Annotated in this window: 14 protein-coding genes and 2 pseudogenes; 6 read left to right on the top strand and 10 right to left on the bottom strand. The window is 35.9% G+C overall.

Translation table 11 applies throughout. The features are described from left to right. Positions 1-13: 13 nt before the first annotated feature. Positions 14-1,825: a transcription termination factor Rho gene (rho, locus tag MTQ00_RS17265; RefSeq protein WP_273650436.1), complete on the bottom strand. Its 1,812-nt coding sequence runs from the start codon at positions 1,823-1,825 to the stop codon at positions 14-16. Positions 1,826-1,968: 143 nt separating this feature from the next. Here rho and MTQ00_RS17260 point away from each other — a divergent pair, with 143 nt between their 5' ends. The 4 genes from MTQ00_RS17260 to MTQ00_RS17245 all read left to right on the top strand — a co-directional run bounded on the left by MTQ00_RS17260 (position 1,969) and on the right by MTQ00_RS17245 (position 5,717). Beyond that, positions 1,969-2,358, top strand: a complete 390-nt coding sequence (locus tag MTQ00_RS17260) for a DUF4293 family protein (protein ID WP_273650435.1) — start codon at positions 1,969-1,971, stop codon at positions 2,356-2,358. 171 nt (positions 2,359-2,529) lie between these two features. After that, positions 2,530-3,453: a M28 family peptidase gene (locus MTQ00_RS17255; protein WP_273650434.1), complete on the top strand. Its 924-nt coding sequence runs from the start codon at positions 2,530-2,532 to the stop codon at positions 3,451-3,453. Between the two features lie 52 nt (positions 3,454-3,505). Then, positions 3,506-5,344 carry an ABC transporter ATP-binding protein gene (locus MTQ00_RS17250; protein WP_172282215.1) on the top strand — a complete coding sequence of 613 codons (1,839 nt, stop codon included), beginning with the start codon at positions 3,506-3,508 and terminating at the stop codon, positions 5,342-5,344. A gap of 22 nt (positions 5,345-5,366) precedes the next feature. Further along, a complete protein-coding gene (locus tag MTQ00_RS17245) occupies positions 5,367-5,717 on the top strand; it encodes a DUF1801 domain-containing protein (RefSeq protein ID WP_172282213.1) in 351 nt (116 codons plus the stop codon). Between the two features lie 57 nt (positions 5,718-5,774). Here MTQ00_RS17245 and MTQ00_RS17240 read toward each other — a convergent pair whose 3' ends face one another. The 5 genes and pseudogenes from MTQ00_RS17240 to rsfS all read right to left on the bottom strand — a co-directional run bounded on the left by MTQ00_RS17240 (position 5,775) and on the right by rsfS (position 10,418). Then, a complete protein-coding gene (locus MTQ00_RS17240; RefSeq protein WP_172282211.1) occupies positions 5,775-6,428 on the bottom strand; it encodes a phosphatidylserine decarboxylase family protein in 654 nt (217 codons plus the stop codon). A gap of 4 nt (positions 6,429-6,432) precedes the next feature. Beyond that, the gene (locus MTQ00_RS17235) at positions 6,433-7,305 is read right to left on the bottom strand and encodes a phosphatidate cytidylyltransferase (RefSeq protein ID WP_273650433.1); all 873 of its coding nucleotides are present in this window, start codon (positions 7,303-7,305) and stop codon (positions 6,433-6,435) included. Positions 7,306-7,329: 24 nt separating this feature from the next. Beyond that, positions 7,330-7,910, bottom strand: a pseudogene (locus MTQ00_RS17230) (LUD domain-containing protein). Positions 7,911-8,045: 135 nt separating this feature from the next. Then, a complete protein-coding gene (gene ftsH / locus MTQ00_RS17225; RefSeq protein WP_172282205.1) occupies positions 8,046-10,034 on the bottom strand; it encodes an ATP-dependent zinc metalloprotease FtsH in 1,989 nt (662 codons plus the stop codon). Positions 10,035-10,049: 15 nt separating this feature from the next. Then, on the bottom strand, positions 10,050-10,418 hold the full coding sequence (gene rsfS, locus MTQ00_RS17220; protein WP_172282203.1) for a ribosome silencing factor: 369 nt from the start codon (positions 10,416-10,418) through the stop codon (positions 10,050-10,052). An 87-nt stretch (positions 10,419-10,505) separates the two neighbouring features. Here rsfS and MTQ00_RS17215 point away from each other — a divergent pair, with 87 nt between their 5' ends. Further along, on the top strand, positions 10,506-10,988 hold the full coding sequence (locus tag MTQ00_RS17215; protein WP_273650432.1) for a biotin--[acetyl-CoA-carboxylase] ligase: 483 nt from the start codon (positions 10,506-10,508) through the stop codon (positions 10,986-10,988). A 223-nt stretch (positions 10,989-11,211) separates the two neighbouring features. On the opposite strand, the pseudogene MTQ00_RS22290 reads toward MTQ00_RS17215, so the two are convergent. The 4 genes and pseudogenes from MTQ00_RS22290 to MTQ00_RS17190 form a co-directional block, all read right to left on the bottom strand. After that, positions 11,212-12,323: pseudogene (locus MTQ00_RS22290) on the bottom strand (LptF/LptG family permease). A gap of 9 nt (positions 12,324-12,332) precedes the next feature. Next, complete coding sequence (gene tgt, locus MTQ00_RS17200; protein ID WP_273650430.1) at positions 12,333-13,463, bottom strand: tRNA guanosine(34) transglycosylase Tgt; 1,131 nt, start codon at positions 13,461-13,463, stop codon at positions 12,333-12,335. A gap of 56 nt (positions 13,464-13,519) precedes the next feature. Further along, positions 13,520-13,888, bottom strand: a complete 369-nt coding sequence (locus MTQ00_RS17195; RefSeq protein WP_172282185.1) for a DUF4296 domain-containing protein — start codon at positions 13,886-13,888, stop codon at positions 13,520-13,522. After that, the gene (locus tag MTQ00_RS17190; RefSeq protein WP_172282183.1) at positions 13,885-14,601 is read right to left on the bottom strand and encodes a polyprenol monophosphomannose synthase; all 717 of its coding nucleotides are present in this window, start codon (positions 14,599-14,601) and stop codon (positions 13,885-13,887) included. The genes MTQ00_RS17195 and MTQ00_RS17190 overlap by 4 nt, the downstream gene beginning before the upstream one ends. On the opposite strand from MTQ00_RS17190, the gene MTQ00_RS17185 reads away from it, so the two are divergent. Further along, positions 14,585-15,346: a DUF4271 domain-containing protein gene (locus MTQ00_RS17185; RefSeq protein ID WP_273650429.1), complete on the top strand. Its 762-nt coding sequence runs from the start codon at positions 14,585-14,587 to the stop codon at positions 15,344-15,346. The two genes, MTQ00_RS17190 and MTQ00_RS17185, sit on opposite strands and share 17 nt — an antisense overlap. The last annotated feature ends 3 nt before the right edge of the window (positions 15,347-15,349 follow it).

Below are 15,349 nucleotides of genomic sequence, written 5' to 3'. Positions count from 1 at the left end.
ATATTAAATTAATCTATCTATTCATAGACATCAGGAATTCTTCGTTATTAAGAGTTCCTTTGATATTTTTATTAACAAATTCCATGGCTTCCACAGGATTCATTTCAGAAAGATATTTTCTAAAGATCCACATTCTCTGAGAAGTTACTTCATCCAGAAGAAGATCGTCCCGTCTTGTACTGGAAGAAACAAGGTCAATAGCAGGATAAATTCTTCTGTTGGCAATTTTTCTATCCAACTGAAGCTCCATATTACCTGTACCTTTGAATTCTTCAAAGATAACCTCGTCCATTTTAGAACCTGTGTCAATCAATGCTGTAGCGATAATTGTCAGGGAACCACCGCCTTCAATTTTTCTGGCTGCTCCGAAGAATCTCTTCGGCTTATGCAAAGCATTAGCATCAACCCCTCCGGAAAGAACCTTTCCAGAAGCCGGCGTTACCGTATTGTATGCTCTTGCCAATCTGGTAATGGAATCTAATAAAATAACAACATCATGGCCGCACTCAACCATTCTCTGAGCCTTTGCCAATACAAGATTAGCAACCTTAACGTGCTTTTCTGCTGCTTCATCAAATGTAGAAGCAATTACCTCTGCATTTACACTTCTTTCCATATCTGTAACTTCCTCAGGACGTTCATCGATAAGAAGAACCATCATATAAACTTCAGGATGATTAGCTGCGATAGAATTCGCAATGTCCTTAAGCAACATGGTCTTACCTGTTTTAGGCTGCGCAACGATCATTGCTCTTTGCCCCTTTCCGATTGGAGCAAACAGATCTACGATTCTCGTAGAAATGGTTGAATTGTTTCCTGTAAGGTTAAATTTTTCTTCCGGGAAAAGAGGTGTAAGGTATTCAAATGCTACCCGATCTTTGATAAATGCCAGATCACGGCCATTCACCTCCGTAGGTTTTAATAAGGAAAAGTATTTCTCACCTTCTTTTGGAAGCCTTACGATACCTTTTACTGTATCTCCGGTTTTTAATCCGAAATTTCTGATCTGTGCAGTAGATACATATACATCATCCGGAGAAGAAATATAACTAAAATCTGAAGAACGTAAAAACCCATAATTATCAGGTAAAATTTCTAACACACCTTCTATACTTACCATTCCATCAAAATGGAATTCTTTTTTAGATTCGTGTTGCTCTTCCTGCTTATCAGAATGTCTGTTTTGATTCTGATTATGGTTATTTTGGTTCTGGTTCTGATTTTTGTGAGAGTTTCCACCGTTTTGTGGATGGTTCTGGCCTTTCTGAGGTCTGGCCTGAGCTTGGGGATTACTTTGCTTTTCTTCTGCCGGAGCAGATTCCTGAGTATCTGTGTTTTTTTGTACTTCCGTCCTTTCCTGAGCAGAAGCTTCAGTGGTATTGGTATTTGGAGTAACTCTTTTCCTTTTTTTCTTTGCTTGTGGCTGCTGTGAAGCAGTATTTTCTTCTGTAGTTGAAGTAACTTCTTCCTGCTTTGGAGTTTCAGTGACAGTTTCTTTTTCTTCTGTTTTTTCTTCAACCTTTGTTGCTGTCTCTGATGGCGTTGGAACCTTTGCCTCCGTTTTAGGTTTTGCCGTCCTCTTTGGGGCGGCTTTCTTGGCAGGAGCTTTAGTTTCTTTTTCCACCGTTTTGTCTTCAGTATTCATACTGTTCTCTGTGGTGTTGAAATAATCTTTTGTAACTTTAGGGTTAGAAGCTTGAAAATCAAGAACAGCAAAAATTTTATCGTTTTCAGAGCTGTTTCTTGCAACCTTAACGCCTAAATCCTTTAAGATTTTAGTCAATTCCGTTACGGATTTTGACCTTAACGTTTCAATGTTAAACATATGTATGTAAAAATGTAATTAATTGTGAGTAAGAAAAGTAAGTCCGGTGACTTTTGTTTTCAAGTACATTGTATAATGCAAATCTACACTTATTTTTGAATTGTGCAAAATTTATGTTATTTTTGCCAAGAATTTAATATTCAATGCTACAAAGAATACAAACTATATGGATTTTTCTGGCAGTTTTAGCTGCTGTTTTTCTTTTCATCACAGGACAAGATGTTGCTGTTTTTGGTAACATTCCTGTAGTAGACAGTGCATGTATTGTACTTGTTTTAGTTGGATTACTAAGTGTATTCAGCTTTAAAAACAGAAAAAGACAAATTTTGCTGAATACAATCAGCATCATTATAAACGCTTTGTTGATTGGTGTATTGGCTTATTGGCTACTAAATTTATCCGGAGGAATTCAATTTCCTGAGAAGGGTATTGAGCCTGTTTTTCCATTAATCGCGATTATCTGTTTGTTTATTGCAAACATATATATCCGTAAAGATGAGAGGCTCGTAAAATCTGTAGACAGACTTCGATAACCTTACAACGATTTTTTGAGTAAGAACAGCTTCTTTTGAAGCTGTTTTTTTCTTTTAGACCAAGATTAAGTTTTCAATTTCTGTATTTCCTTCTTACCTCTCCATATTTTTTTAAAATCAATGCAACATTTTCTATGTTTCAACGACACATACTTATATAACAGGACTCCAATGAAAAAATTAACTTATCTCGCATTCTCGTTTTTCTCAGTAATTACCTTTGCCCAGGAAGTTCAGAAAAGTACAGTAACAACTGTTCTTTCCACACTGGCATCTGATGAAATGAAGGGCCGGGAAATTGGGACCCCGGAAAACGACAATGCCGCCCAATATATTGCCAAACTTTTTAAAGAAAACAACTTAGAATACTGCACCGGGAACTCTTACCTTGTCCCTTTTGATTATAAAGGGAAAACCGCTTATAACGTTTGTGGTATCAAAAAAGGAAAAAGCGACAAGTATTTAGGCTTTTCAGGACATTTCGATCATATCGGCACCAGTAAAAAAAGTGGTGATAACATCTACAATGGGGCAGACGACGATGCAAGCGGAATTACCACTCTTGTAGGAATCGCAGATTATTTCAAAAATAAAACTCCTGAATTTTCAATGGCATTTATTGCTTTTAACGGAGAAGAGAAAGGAATGTTAGGTTCAAGGGCGATTTCAACTAACAAGGATCTTGATCCTATTTATAATAACATGTCTGCTCTCTTTAATTTTGAAATGGTAGCTACGGAATCACAATTCGGGAAAAATGCCCTCTTCATGACAGGTGATGAATTTTCTGATCTTGATGAATTGTTTAATCAACATGCAGCAAACGGCTTGAAAATATATCCTGATCCATATGCCACACAACAGTTATTCTACAGATCCGATAACGTAAGCTTTGTTAAAAAGAAAATCATTGCACACTCGTTCTCTACAGTTGACATGACCAAAGCAACACATTATCACAATGAAAGCGACGATGTATCCGTTGTAGATTTCAATAACCTGACCCAAATCATCAATAACCTTGGGAAAACTTTTGAGAAATTAGGACCAAAGAATTTTACACCAAAATATAACGATAAAGTAAAATTCAATTAAGATCGTCTACTCTTTTAAAAATACCTAATTTTGCCTTTCCAATTTTTCATTAATGAACGAATATAAAAAAATATTAAAATTCGCACGGCCTCACCAGAAATACATATACGGAAGTTTGTTTTTCAATATCCTGTATTCTGTGTTTCAGATAGCTTCCTTAGGAACTATCCTTCCGGTCCTGGGAATGCTTTTCGGAACAATAAAACCGCAGAAATATGAATCTGCACCTGTGTATTCAGGAGATGTTATTGATTTCTTTTCCTACATAAAAGACTATTCCAATTATTATGTACAAAGCCTTGTTACTGAGTATGGTTCGCTAAAAGTACTTGCATGGCTTTGCGTTGTCACTGCTTTTATGTTTCTCTTAAGAAATGCGTTCCGTTATTTCGGATCTTTTCTTTTAATTAATTACCGGGTGGGAGTTACCAAGGATCTCCGTGGTGCGATGTACCGCAAAATACTTTCATTGCCTGTGTCATTCTTTACCGAAAGCAGAAAAGGTGATCTGATGTCCCGTATGTCCAATGATGTCGGTGAAGTGGAAGGTAATATCTTAGGTAGTTTAATTGACCTGATCAATGCACCGTTTATGCTGATCAGTACTTTGATCACCCTTTTCTTTTTAAGCCCTGAAATGACACTTTTTTCACTACTTATTTTACCGGTAATGGGAACGATGATCGCTTTAATCGGAAAAAGCCTTAAAAAAGACTCTCATGAGGCTCAGCATGAATTAGGAAATATATTCTCTATCGTGGATGAGACCCTTAAATCATCAAAGGTTATTAAAATCTTTAATGCTGAAAAAATAATGGATAACCGATTTATGCAATCGATGCACAAATGGATTTCCAGCTCTATAAGTTTAGGACGAAAAAAAGAATTGGCTTCGCCAATGAGTGAATTCCTGGGCTCTATTACATTTTTGATCATTGCTTGGTATGGAGGAAAGCAAATCATCGTTGATCAAAGTATTTCCCCTGCAGATTTCCTTGTATTTTTAGGGATGTTTTTCCAGATTTTACCTCCGGCAAAAAGTTTATCTACTTCGATTTCCAATGTTCAGAAGGGAGAAGCTTCTCTGAAAAGGGTATTGGAAATTCTGGATGCAGATGTTAAAATCGAAGAAATTGCGGCACCGGTTTCTATTACAACACTTGAAAACAATATTGAATTCAGGAATATCGGATTCTATTATGATAAGGATAATGTAATTCTTAAAAACTTTAATTTAACGATTCCAAAGGGAAAAACAGTAGCGTTAGTTGGCCAGAGCGGAAGCGGGAAGACAACAATAGCCAACCTGCTTGCCCGTTTCTATGATGTTTCCGAAGGTGAAATTTTAATTGACAATGTTGATATCAAACACCTGAAGCTACAGGAGTACAGAAAGCTATTAGGAATGGTAACCCAGGAATCCGTTCTTTTCAATGATTCTGTTTATAACAACATCTTAATGGGTAAACCTGATGCTACCAAAGAAGAGGTTATCGCAGCTGCTAAAGTGGCCAATGCAGATACTTTTATTACACAGCTTCCAAAAGGTTATGACACCAATATCGGAGATGATGGTGGTAAATTATCCGGAGGGCAGAAACAAAGGGTTTCTATTGCAAGAGCAGTTCTTAAGAACCCACCGATTATGATCCTTGATGAAGCAACTTCAGCATTAGATACAGAATCTGAAAAGTTTGTACAGGATGCTCTCGAGAAAATGATGGAAAACAGGACCTCTTTGGTTATTGCCCACAGGCTTTCGACAATACAAAAAGCAGACTGGATCGTAGTGATGGAAAAAGGGGATATCGTAGAACAGGGAAGCCACCACGACCTGATCGCGAAAAGAGGTGTTTACCACAAATTGGTTGAACTCCAGAATTTTGATTAAACCTTTTTAAATTAAATTTAAAATGAACCCCATACAAGAGTATTTCTACAGAATTGAAGAACCTGATAGAAGTACTCTTTTGTTTTTGCGGAAAAAGATCCTGGAATCTGATCCGGATAACATAACAGAGACACTAAGCTTTGGATTGCCCTTTTTTAAATACAAAAAGAAGATGCTTTGCTATTTGTATTACAGCAAAAAATATAAGAAACATTATGTAAGCTTTTATCATGGAGACAGACTGAATGCTCCGGAATTGCTCCAGGAAGGCAGAAAGAAGTTTAAAATCCTTTTAATTGACATGGATAAGGATTTACCCATACAGCTTATTTTAGAGCTTGTAAACGAGGTGAAAAAATTTATTAAGGTTTAACCTTAAACAAAAAAAGCAGCTTCTCCTGAAACTGCTTTTATATTTTTCTGATTGAAATTACTCTTTCATTTTAGCAATGATATCCAACCCTCCTTTTGTGATATCTCCGATTTTACAAATAATCTCCGTGTCCAATGGTAAGAAAACATCCATTCTTGAACCGAATTTTATAAATCCAAATTCGTGCCCTGCTTTTGCCTGATCTCCTTCATTACAATAGAAAACAATCCTTCTGGCTACATAACCCGCAATCTGCCTGAAAACAACTTTGTGATTCGTTAAACTTTCTATCGCCACAGTTGTTCTTTCATTTTCAGTAGAAGACTTTTCGTGCCATGCTACCAAATATTTTCCAGGATGGTATTTTTTATAGATCACCTCTCCGGAAACGGGATATCTGCAAATATGCACATTCAGGGGTGACATGAAGATAGAAACCTGTATTGCCTTCCCTTTCAAAAATTCCGTTTCTTCAACTTCTTTAATCATAACCACTTTCCCATCTACCGGTGCAATCACATTCTCTTTATGATCAAGAATTTCCCGGTTGGGAACTCTGAAAAACCAAAATATAAGGCTGTACACAACCAATAAAGGCATAATGATCAAAAGCGACCACATTTTAAGAAAATAAATTGCTGCAACACCAATAATGATGAAAAGGATGGTTGCTACAGTGATCGTTCCTTTCGATTCTCTATGTAATTTCATGAGTTTAAATAAATTTTTCTAAAATAAAGTACAAATATACAACAGGAACGCAGATTATAAAACTATCCAGTCTATCTAATACACCTCCGTGCCCCGGAATAATGTTTCCGCTGTCCTTAACGCCAAAACTTCTTTTAAGCTGGCTTTCTACCAGATCCCCAAGCGGAGCAAATGAAGCGACGAGAAAACCTACAACGATCCAGTTTCCACGCAGATCGTGTTGATATTTTTCAATAAAGTAAGACAATACTAATGTGAGAATAACACCTCCCGCATAACCTTCCCAGGTTTTTTTAGGAGATATCTTGGGTGCCATTTTATGTTTTCCAAAAAATTTTCCCGTAAGATAGGCAAATGTATCACTGCTCCAGATCAGAATAAACAGGAACAACACTTCTAAAGAAAACGAATTATCAAAATTAGAATATTTTGGAAGTCCCAGAGCAAAGCTAAAAGGCAGTGCAACATAAATGACCGTAAAAATCAGTTTCCCGCTATCGTAGTATAATTCTGTAGGATACTTAAATAGAGTAACTACAGCTATCCCTATTAATGATAATGCCAATATTTCGCTTAGCCTGAAATCAAAAAAGAAATCATGATAGAAGTATCTTTTGGAAAACATGTAAAAGATAACCGCAATAACGGGAAAAACAACCCACTTTTCATATCCTTTTCCAAACTTCATGATCTTCACACACTCCCATGAACCCACCAGCATTAAAAATGTTATTAAACCGTAGTACAGGTATTGCTGTTTAACGAGGTCCGGAGATATGGTATTGATCAGTTGGGCTCCGAGTGGAGTTGCACAAAGGATAATAACCGCAACGTACACAATCCCTGAAATGGTTCTTTGAATGAGATTTTTGTCCAAAATGTATAATTTAGAAATTGATGCTTAATCTTCAAGCAGCAATAAAAACAGTTTTGTATTGGAATTAGAGGATGTATCTAATTTTGACTGGCTTCCGCTGATTGAAGTCAGGTTTTTAATATTCCCATTACGCTTTATTTTTCCCATGGCATCATTCAGGTTATTAACGATCTGAGATACGTTAGCCATGATAATAATCTTACTGGGTAGTCTCGACGAATGATAATGGAGAATGTTATTGTGAGACAGCATAATTCTTCCGTCGTAAGCAATAAGATATTCACAGGTTATAAATGCAGCATCGTTGGAATGTTCCAGCTCTGAAGTAAAGGGAGTTTTTACAACATTCAAAAAATTCTGCAGTTCCTTATCCCAACAAAATATATTGTGAATGCCCTCTATTTTAATGATTTGATTCAAAGTTTGTAGAGCCTCCGCTTCATCTGCACAATAATTAAAAAATCCCCCGAATGCGTAAATAATTGCGCAAACTTATAATCGAGATCTGCATTTTTCAGCGAATCCCCTAGCTTTTCCAAACTTTGGTTGTCATCTTCCTCGGGTTGGTTAGTTAGTTTGCTTACAATTTTTTTAAATAAACTCAACTTAATGTTTTTTAGTCAACTTTATACAAAAATAGAAAATAAATTATAATAGATTCCAAAAATGTACGTTTAAATATGAAAAAACCTGGCAATTTTGAAATTACCAGGTTTTATTTCTTTTATTTTTTAAGAATTTTAAAGTTGAGTCGGGCTTTCCGGAGCCTGAATTTCACTTTCTTCTTCTTTATCCTTGATTAGAGGAATTGTATTCGTTACCGGTCTTTCCGTCAATTCAGGATCCCAGGCTCTTTTACCGAATATTTCTTCTAAATCCTCACGGAAGATTACCTCTTTTTCCAGAAGCTTACCAGCCAGCGCATCCAGCTTATCTTTGTTTTCTGTAAGGATCTGTACTGCACGTGCATATTGATTTTCGATAATCGATTTGATCTCTACGTCAATCTTATTCGCAGTTTCCTCAGAGTAAGGTTTTCCAAAATTGTATTCCGACTGTCCTGAGCTATCATAGTACGAAATGTTACCGATATTTGGACTCAATCCGTAGATTGTAACCATAGCCTGAGCTCTTTTCGTTACTGTTTCAAGGTCAGATAATGCACCGGTAGAAATATTATTGAATATTACTTGCTCTGCTGCTCTACCTCCCAGAGTTGCACACATTTCATCCAGCATCTGCTCAGTAGTAGTAAGCTGCCTTTCTTCCGGAAGATACCATGCTGCTCCCAGGGAACGTCCTCTTGGAACGATCGTTACCTTTAAAAGTGGAGAAGCGTGTTCTACCAACCATGAAATGGTTGCGTGACCGGCTTCATGATAAGCAACTCTTTTCTTTTCAGAAGGTTTTATTGCTTTATTTTTCTTCTCAAGACCACCAATAATTCTGTCTACCGCATCAAGGAAATCCTGTTTTGTTACCGAAGTATGGTTATTTCTTGCTGCAATCAGTGCTGCCTCGTTACAAACATTGGCAATATCGGCTCCACTGAAACCAGGAGTCTGTTTTGCTAAAAACTCTCTGTCCACATTATCATCCAGTTTGATTTTCTTTAAGTGAACATCAAAAATCTGTCTTCTTTCGTGTAATTCCGGAAGGTCTACAAAGATTGAACGGTCAAAACGCCCTGCCCTCATTAAGGCTTTATCTAAAATATCAGCCCTGTTGGTAGCAGCCATTACAATAACATTGGTATCAGTCCCGAAGCCGTCCATTTCTGTAAGAAGTTGATTGAGGGTATTTTCTCTTTCGTCATTTCCTCCTGAGAAATTATTTTTTCCTCTCGCACGTCCAATAGCATCGATCTCATCAATAAAGATAATGGCAGGAGATTTAGCTTTCGCCTGAGCAAAAAGGTCTCTTACTCTTGACGCCCCAACTCCTACAAACATTTCAACAAAGTCTGAACCCGAAAGCGAAAAGAAAGGTACTTTTGCTTCTCCGGCTACTGCTTTCGCCAATAATGTTTTACCAGTTCCCGGAGGACCTACCAAAAGAACTCCTTTTGGAATTTTACCACCCAGTTTTGTATATTTTTCAGAGTTTTTAAGAAAATCTACAACTTCTTGTACCTCTTCTTTTGCTCCCTCTAATCCTGCTACATCTTTAAATGTTACCTGAATTCTTTCTTTTTCGTCAAAAAGTTTTGCCTTAGATTTACCGATAGAGAAGATTTGTCCTCCAGGACCTCCACCTCCACCCATCTTTCTGAAAAGAAGGAAGTAAAATAATCCTAAAATAGCAATCCATATCAATGCAGAGAATAAAATATCCATGAAAGGATTTTTACCCGCTCCATAATCTTTAGTTGTTTTAATAGCCGCATTTTCTGCTTTTATCTGATCAAATTTTTGAAGGAAAAGCTGAAGATCTCCGTATTTCACTGTGTAATCAGCTTTAGGAGCCATATCGAATGCTGACAAAGGATTGTTTTCTTTGGTGTTTTTATTCACCATTGCTGTTTTAGCAGCCTGAGTTAAAAATACATCAGCCTTTTCAGTGTCTTTATATATAATAATATTCTGAACTTTTCCCGATTGCATTTCTCTGAAGAAACCGTCTTCATCAATAGCTTTTGCGCTGTTGTCTCCTAAAAAGTTGGATCCAAAAAATAACAAAAGAGCTATGATCGCAATTGGAAAAAACCAGTTAAATCCTTTATTGTTCATTTATACTTTTTAAAATTAAATTTCATTTTCAATTTTGGTGATTTTCGCATCACCCCACAATTCCTCAATATCATAGTACTCACGCACCTGCTTTTGGAATATGTGAACGACCACTGTTACATAGTCTACCAAAACCCACATTGCATTATCCGTTCCTTCTACGTGCCAAGGTCTGTCATGAAGTTCGTTTCTAACTTTCTTCTCTACACTCCCCGCCAATGCAGAAACCTGTGTATTAGAGTTTCCACTGCATATTACAAACGTTTCTGCTACTGAGTTTTCGATGTTGGAAAGATCAAAGATCATAATGTCTTCTCCTTTTACATCCTGGATAGCTTCAACGATTTTATCTATTAATTCTTGCTTTTCTACTGTCTTATTCATTAAAAAAATACTATAATCTGCAAATTTATTGTTTTTTCTTTACTTTAACCTTACTTTTACCCTTTTAAAGTCTTAAAGTTTTCTTAAATGGCCCAACTGTTCTATCTAAAAGAGTGCCCTTCTACTAATGACGAAATTTCAAAGTTTTTACTTTACGAAAATTCAGATTTTATTGCTTTACATACATTTAATCAAACCAAAGGTCGCGGGCAATATGGAAATACATGGTCTTCCACTGCTGAAAAGAATGTAGCTTACACATTAGCTGTGAGCACTCATCATTTCACGCTTTCGGATTTTATGTTCAATTATTATACCGCAATTATTATCAGGGATTTCCTTGCCAATATGACTGAATGTGATGTAAAGATAAAATGGCCTAATGATATTATTCTTAAAAGTAAGAAAATAGTTGGAATATTGATTGAAAAGAAAAAATTAATCAAAAAAATTATTTCATCATTGGCGCAGGATTCAATGTTCTACAGGAGAATTTTGATGAAATTTCGAACGCAAGCTCGCTTTCTGTTCTTACAGGTAAGAGATTCCGCCTTGAAGAATTTACTGTAAGTCTTCATGATTTCCTGATTGAAAAACTGAGCAATATTCCGACTGATGGAGAAATCCTGAAACGATTCAATGATCTTTTATTCCGTAAAGATGAGATCTCTGTTTTTGAAATCGATAAAAAGAGACAAAATGGCATTATAAAGTTTTGCGACGAAAAGGGAGAAATCTGGATTGAACTGGAAGAAGGCCTTCGTTCTTTTTACCATAAAGAGATTAAACTTCTTTACTGATTTGCTCTTTTCAGATAAAGATATAATGCAATCGGAAAGAAAATAAGGTTGGGAAACCACATGGCCAGAGCCGGAGACATGCTCTTATTTTCGGAAACTACTTTTAAAGCCTCAAATGAGAATACAAAGATAAACGCAAGAGAAATACCTATCGCCAGGTTAATTCCCAAACCTCCCCTCTTCTTTTGTGAGGAAAGTGAAAGAGCCAGAAATGTCAGGATAACAATAGAAACAGGCATGGAAGTCCTTTGGTACAACTCATTTAAATGGGTATTCAGGTTACTGTTTCCTTTTTCTTTCTCCCTTTGGATAAACTTTAAAAGCTCCGGAGTGGTTTTATTCTGCCCCAAAAGCTCATTAGGGAAAAGTTCTTCAGGTGCATGCCCATAGCTTTTCCTTAGTTCAGTTCCGTTTTTCAGCTTTTCAGAATCATCTTTATTAACATTTTTCTCAGTATAATTATTGAGAACAAATTGTTTTTTATCCTGGTCCCAATACACATCAGAAGCTTTCAGTTCATAAAGCATCTTTCTGTTGTTATCAAATTTCTGGAATATAAAACCGGAACCCCTTCGCTCCCTCTTGTTCCAGGAGTTGATAAAAATATATTCTGTTCTGCTGAGCTGTGCCGTTACCGGTGCTGTTCCAAAACTTTTTCTTTATTGGCTGCATTATAAGTATAAGCTTCCAGCTCATTTTTTTTGATATTTGCCCATGGGAGCACAAAATGATTGACAACCAAAGATATAGACGCAATAAACAAAGAAGTAATTAAATAGGGCTTTGCAAAGCGATGAAAACTCGCTCCACTACTGATCACAGCAACAATTTCTGTATTATTTGCCATTCTGGAGGTAAAATAAATTACCGATATAAATACCAGAATAGACAAGAATGTCATGACCAAATTAATGATCCAGAACGGGTAAAAATGAACGAGAAAATAAGATAGATTTAATTTTGCATCAATTGCTGTTGCATTTTCTATCCTTGGAATTTTCTGCTGAACATCGATCACCAAAACAACTATAGACAATAATATAAGCATGAAACCAAAAGTTCCAAGATATTTTTTGATGATATACCGGTCTATAATTGTAAACATAATTTCCTTTTATAATCTTTGTCTGAGAACAGGAATAACAGATTGTTTCCATTCATAGAAATCACCTGCCAAAATATGCTCCCTTGCAACTTTTACCAAATCCAAATAAAAAGCCAGATTGTGGATAGATGCAATCTGCTTGCCTAAATATTCTTTAGAAACAAATAAATGGCGAACGTATGCTTTTGAATACTCTTTGTCTACAAAACTTGTCCCAAACTCATCCAAAGGCGAAAAATCACGTTTCCACTTCTCATTCTTCAGGTTCATAACCCCTTGCCAAGTAAAGAGCATGGCATTTCTGGCGTTTCTGGTTGGCATTACGCAATCCATCATATCGATACCTAAGCCGATAGATTCCAAAATATTCCAGGGAGTTCCTACCCCCATAAGATACCTTGGCTTTTCTTTAGGAAGAATATCTGTTACCTCATCTGTAATTCTGTACATTTCTTCTTCAGGTTCTCCTACAGAAAGTCCACCAATTGCGTTTCCTTCAGCACCGGCCTCAGAAATCACCTCTGCGGATATCTTTCTCAAATCGGAATAAGTAGAACCCTGAACAATAGGAAACAATCTCTGTTTATAACCATAGAGCTCCTGGTTTTCTTCAGTCCAGTCAATACATCTTTTCAACCAACGGTGCGTAAGTTCCATTGATAATTTTGCCTGATTATATTCGCATGGATAAGGAGTACATTCATCAAATGCCATAAAAATATCTGCCCCGATCTGTCTTTGGATTTCCATAGATTTCTCCGGAGTAAAAAGATGATAACTTCCATCGATATGCGACTTGAATTTCACACCTTCTTCAGACATCTTTCGGCTTCCTGAAAGCGAAAAAACCTGAAAACCTCCGGAATCCGTAAGAATAGGAAGATCCCAGTTCATGAATTTATGTAATCCTCCGGCTTCCTGCATAACATCCATTCCCGGACGTAAATAAAGATGGTAGGTATTCCCTAATATGATCTGCGCCTTAATGTCTTCTTTTAATTCTCTCTGGTGAACTGTTTTTACACTCGCAACAGTTCCTACGGGCATAAATATAGGCGTCTGAACCTTACCGTGATCGGTTATAAGTTCACCTGCCCTAGCTTTCCCTTCAGAGGTTTTTTCTATATTAAAAAATTTCATTTGTATATTTTATTAATTCATCATCATTGGTTGATCTCCAACGAATACATTCTACATTAGTTTGATAAAACAGGAGGACTTAAATTCTTCTTGATTTTATCTTTGACATATTGATCTGCTTTCGGATCTTTTTTTAATAATATTTTTTGAGCATCATCAGCAATCCCACTCATCTTTTGCTCTACCACATAATACTTAAAACTTGCAACAAAGTCATCCGGCTTTACATTATGAGTTTTAAGAACAAAGCGGGTTCCGCTTTCCAGATTGGTATTCTGAAACATAAAAGTAGCCTGATCATTGATTGCCAAATCAGCAAGAATCTCTGACATTGTACCCTCAGAAACAAGATTCTTAGGCTTATCAATGTACTTCTTACAGGAAAATACAAGCATCAAAACAAAAAGAAAAATTAATTTTTTCATAATCTGTTAATTAATGATTTCCATTTTAAATTTAAAACCCCAAAAACCGCTTCATGGATAATTCCGCCATTCATTTTACTTTCTCCTAAAATACGGTTCGTAAAAATAATAGGAACTTCTACAATTTTGAAGCCTTTCTTAAATGCTCTGAATTTCATTTCAATCTGAAAACCATATCCTTTTAATCTTACATTATCCAGATCTATATTTTCCAGAACCTTTCTTGAAAAACACACAAAGCCTGCCGTTGTATCATGAATAGGCAATCCCAGGATGAACCTCACATACTTTGAGGCAAAATAAGATAGCAAAACCCTGCCCATAGGCCAGTTAACCACATTTACTCCTTTGGAATAACGGGAACCAATAGCCATATCAGCCTGTAAGCAAGCCTCATACAATCTTGGAAGATCATCCGGATTATGGGAGAAATCGGCATCCATTTCAAAAATATAATCATAATTATTTTGAAGAGCCCATTTAAATCCATGGATGTAAGCTTTTCCTAAACCATCTTTCACGTGCCTTACGGATAAATGTAAAGAATGGGGAAACCTTCTTTGAAGCTCCTTTACAATGGTGGCTGTTCCATCCGGTGAAGAGTCGTCCACCACAAGAATATGAAAGTCATCTTCCAATGCAAAAACCGCGGAAATAATATTTTCAATATTTTCCTTTTCGTTATAAGTTGGAATAATGACAAGTTTTTTCATTTCAGTTTGCAAAGATAGTTTATTTAACCTTTTTATTTTATACAAAATATTCTATAATTTTGCAAAAAACAATCGATTGCTATTATCACAAAACTTCGTAAACCATGTAAGGATTCCTGAAAACAATGATTGGGTAATCTTTATATTGCTGGGCTGCATATTTTTGTACCTTTTTATGATGAATATTGTAGAAAGAGGAGCCAATCTAAAAGATTTCCTTCTTCAAAAATATTTTGATGCCAGTAATAATTTAGCAAGCTGGATAATAACTTCCTGTGTGGCCACCCTCACCCTGGCTGTACTTCTATCTCAATACATTCCAATTGTTCCTAAATATATTGCCGACCTACAGATTTTAGGATATCAGATGAACAAATTTGGATATTGTCTATTTGCAATCAGTATTTTTTATTTAATAAAATCAACTTTAGGATTTTTATTTTACCAAAGTATAGGTGACACTAAAAAATGGCTTATTTTTTATTTTACCTCCACTAAATTTTATTTCATTTTGTCTTTTTTACTAATAATTCTGTGTATAACCCACTATTATTTCCCAGTCGACAGAAATAAAATATTTTCTTACTATTTGATATTCTTTTCTTTTGTGTTTATTTTTAAAGTTTTTTTCTATTTATTTCACAAGAACAAGGTCTTACCTGAAAAATGGTATTATAAATTTTTGTATATTTGCACCCTCCAAATCGCACCATTATTGTTGCTTTGGAAATTGTTATTTTTTTAATAA

Origin of the sequence: Chryseobacterium sp. B21-037, from assembly GCF_028570785.1 — a bacterium.
Lineage (GTDB): Bacteria > Bacteroidota > Bacteroidia > Flavobacteriales > Weeksellaceae > Chryseobacterium > Chryseobacterium proteolyticum.
Note: the sequence above shows the minus strand (reverse complement) of the source record. Positions and strands in the feature narration are given on the sequence as shown.

Bases quoted from the DNA above. Each gene is read 5' to 3' on its own strand.
- rho (WP_273650436.1), bottom strand. From the start codon at position 1,825: ATGTTTAACATTGAAACGTTAAGGTCAAAATCCGTAACGGAATTGACT.
- MTQ00_RS17260 (WP_273650435.1), top strand. From the start codon at position 1,969: ATGCTACAAAGAATACAAACTATATGGATTTTTCTGGCAGTTTTAGCT.
- MTQ00_RS17255 (WP_273650434.1), top strand. From the start codon at position 2,530: ATGAAAAAATTAACTTATCTCGCATTCTCGTTTTTCTCAGTAATTACC.
- MTQ00_RS17250 (WP_172282215.1), top strand. From the start codon at position 3,506: ATGAACGAATATAAAAAAATATTAAAATTCGCACGGCCTCACCAGAAA.
- MTQ00_RS17245 (WP_172282213.1), top strand. From the start codon at position 5,367: ATGAACCCCATACAAGAGTATTTCTACAGAATTGAAGAACCTGATAGA.
- MTQ00_RS17240 (WP_172282211.1), bottom strand. From the start codon at position 6,428: ATGAAATTACATAGAGAATCGAAAGGAACGATCACTGTAGCAACCATC.
- ftsH (WP_172282205.1), bottom strand. From the start codon at position 10,034: ATGAACAATAAAGGATTTAACTGGTTTTTTCCAATTGCGATCATAGCT.
- rsfS (WP_172282203.1), bottom strand. From the start codon at position 10,418: ATGAATAAGACAGTAGAAAAGCAAGAATTAATAGATAAAATCGTTGAA.
- MTQ00_RS17215 (WP_273650432.1), top strand. From the start codon at position 10,506: ATGGCCCAACTGTTCTATCTAAAAGAGTGCCCTTCTACTAATGACGAA.
- tgt (WP_273650430.1), bottom strand. From the start codon at position 13,463: ATGAAATTTTTTAATATAGAAAAAACCTCTGAAGGGAAAGCTAGGGCA.
- MTQ00_RS17195 (WP_172282185.1), bottom strand. From the start codon at position 13,888: ATGAAAAAATTAATTTTTCTTTTTGTTTTGATGCTTGTATTTTCCTGT.
- MTQ00_RS17185 (WP_273650429.1), top strand. From the start codon at position 14,585: ATGACAAGTTTTTTCATTTCAGTTTGCAAAGATAGTTTATTTAACCTT.
- MTQ00_RS17190 (WP_172282183.1), bottom strand. From the start codon at position 14,601: ATGAAAAAACTTGTCATTATTCCAACTTATAACGAAAAGGAAAATATT.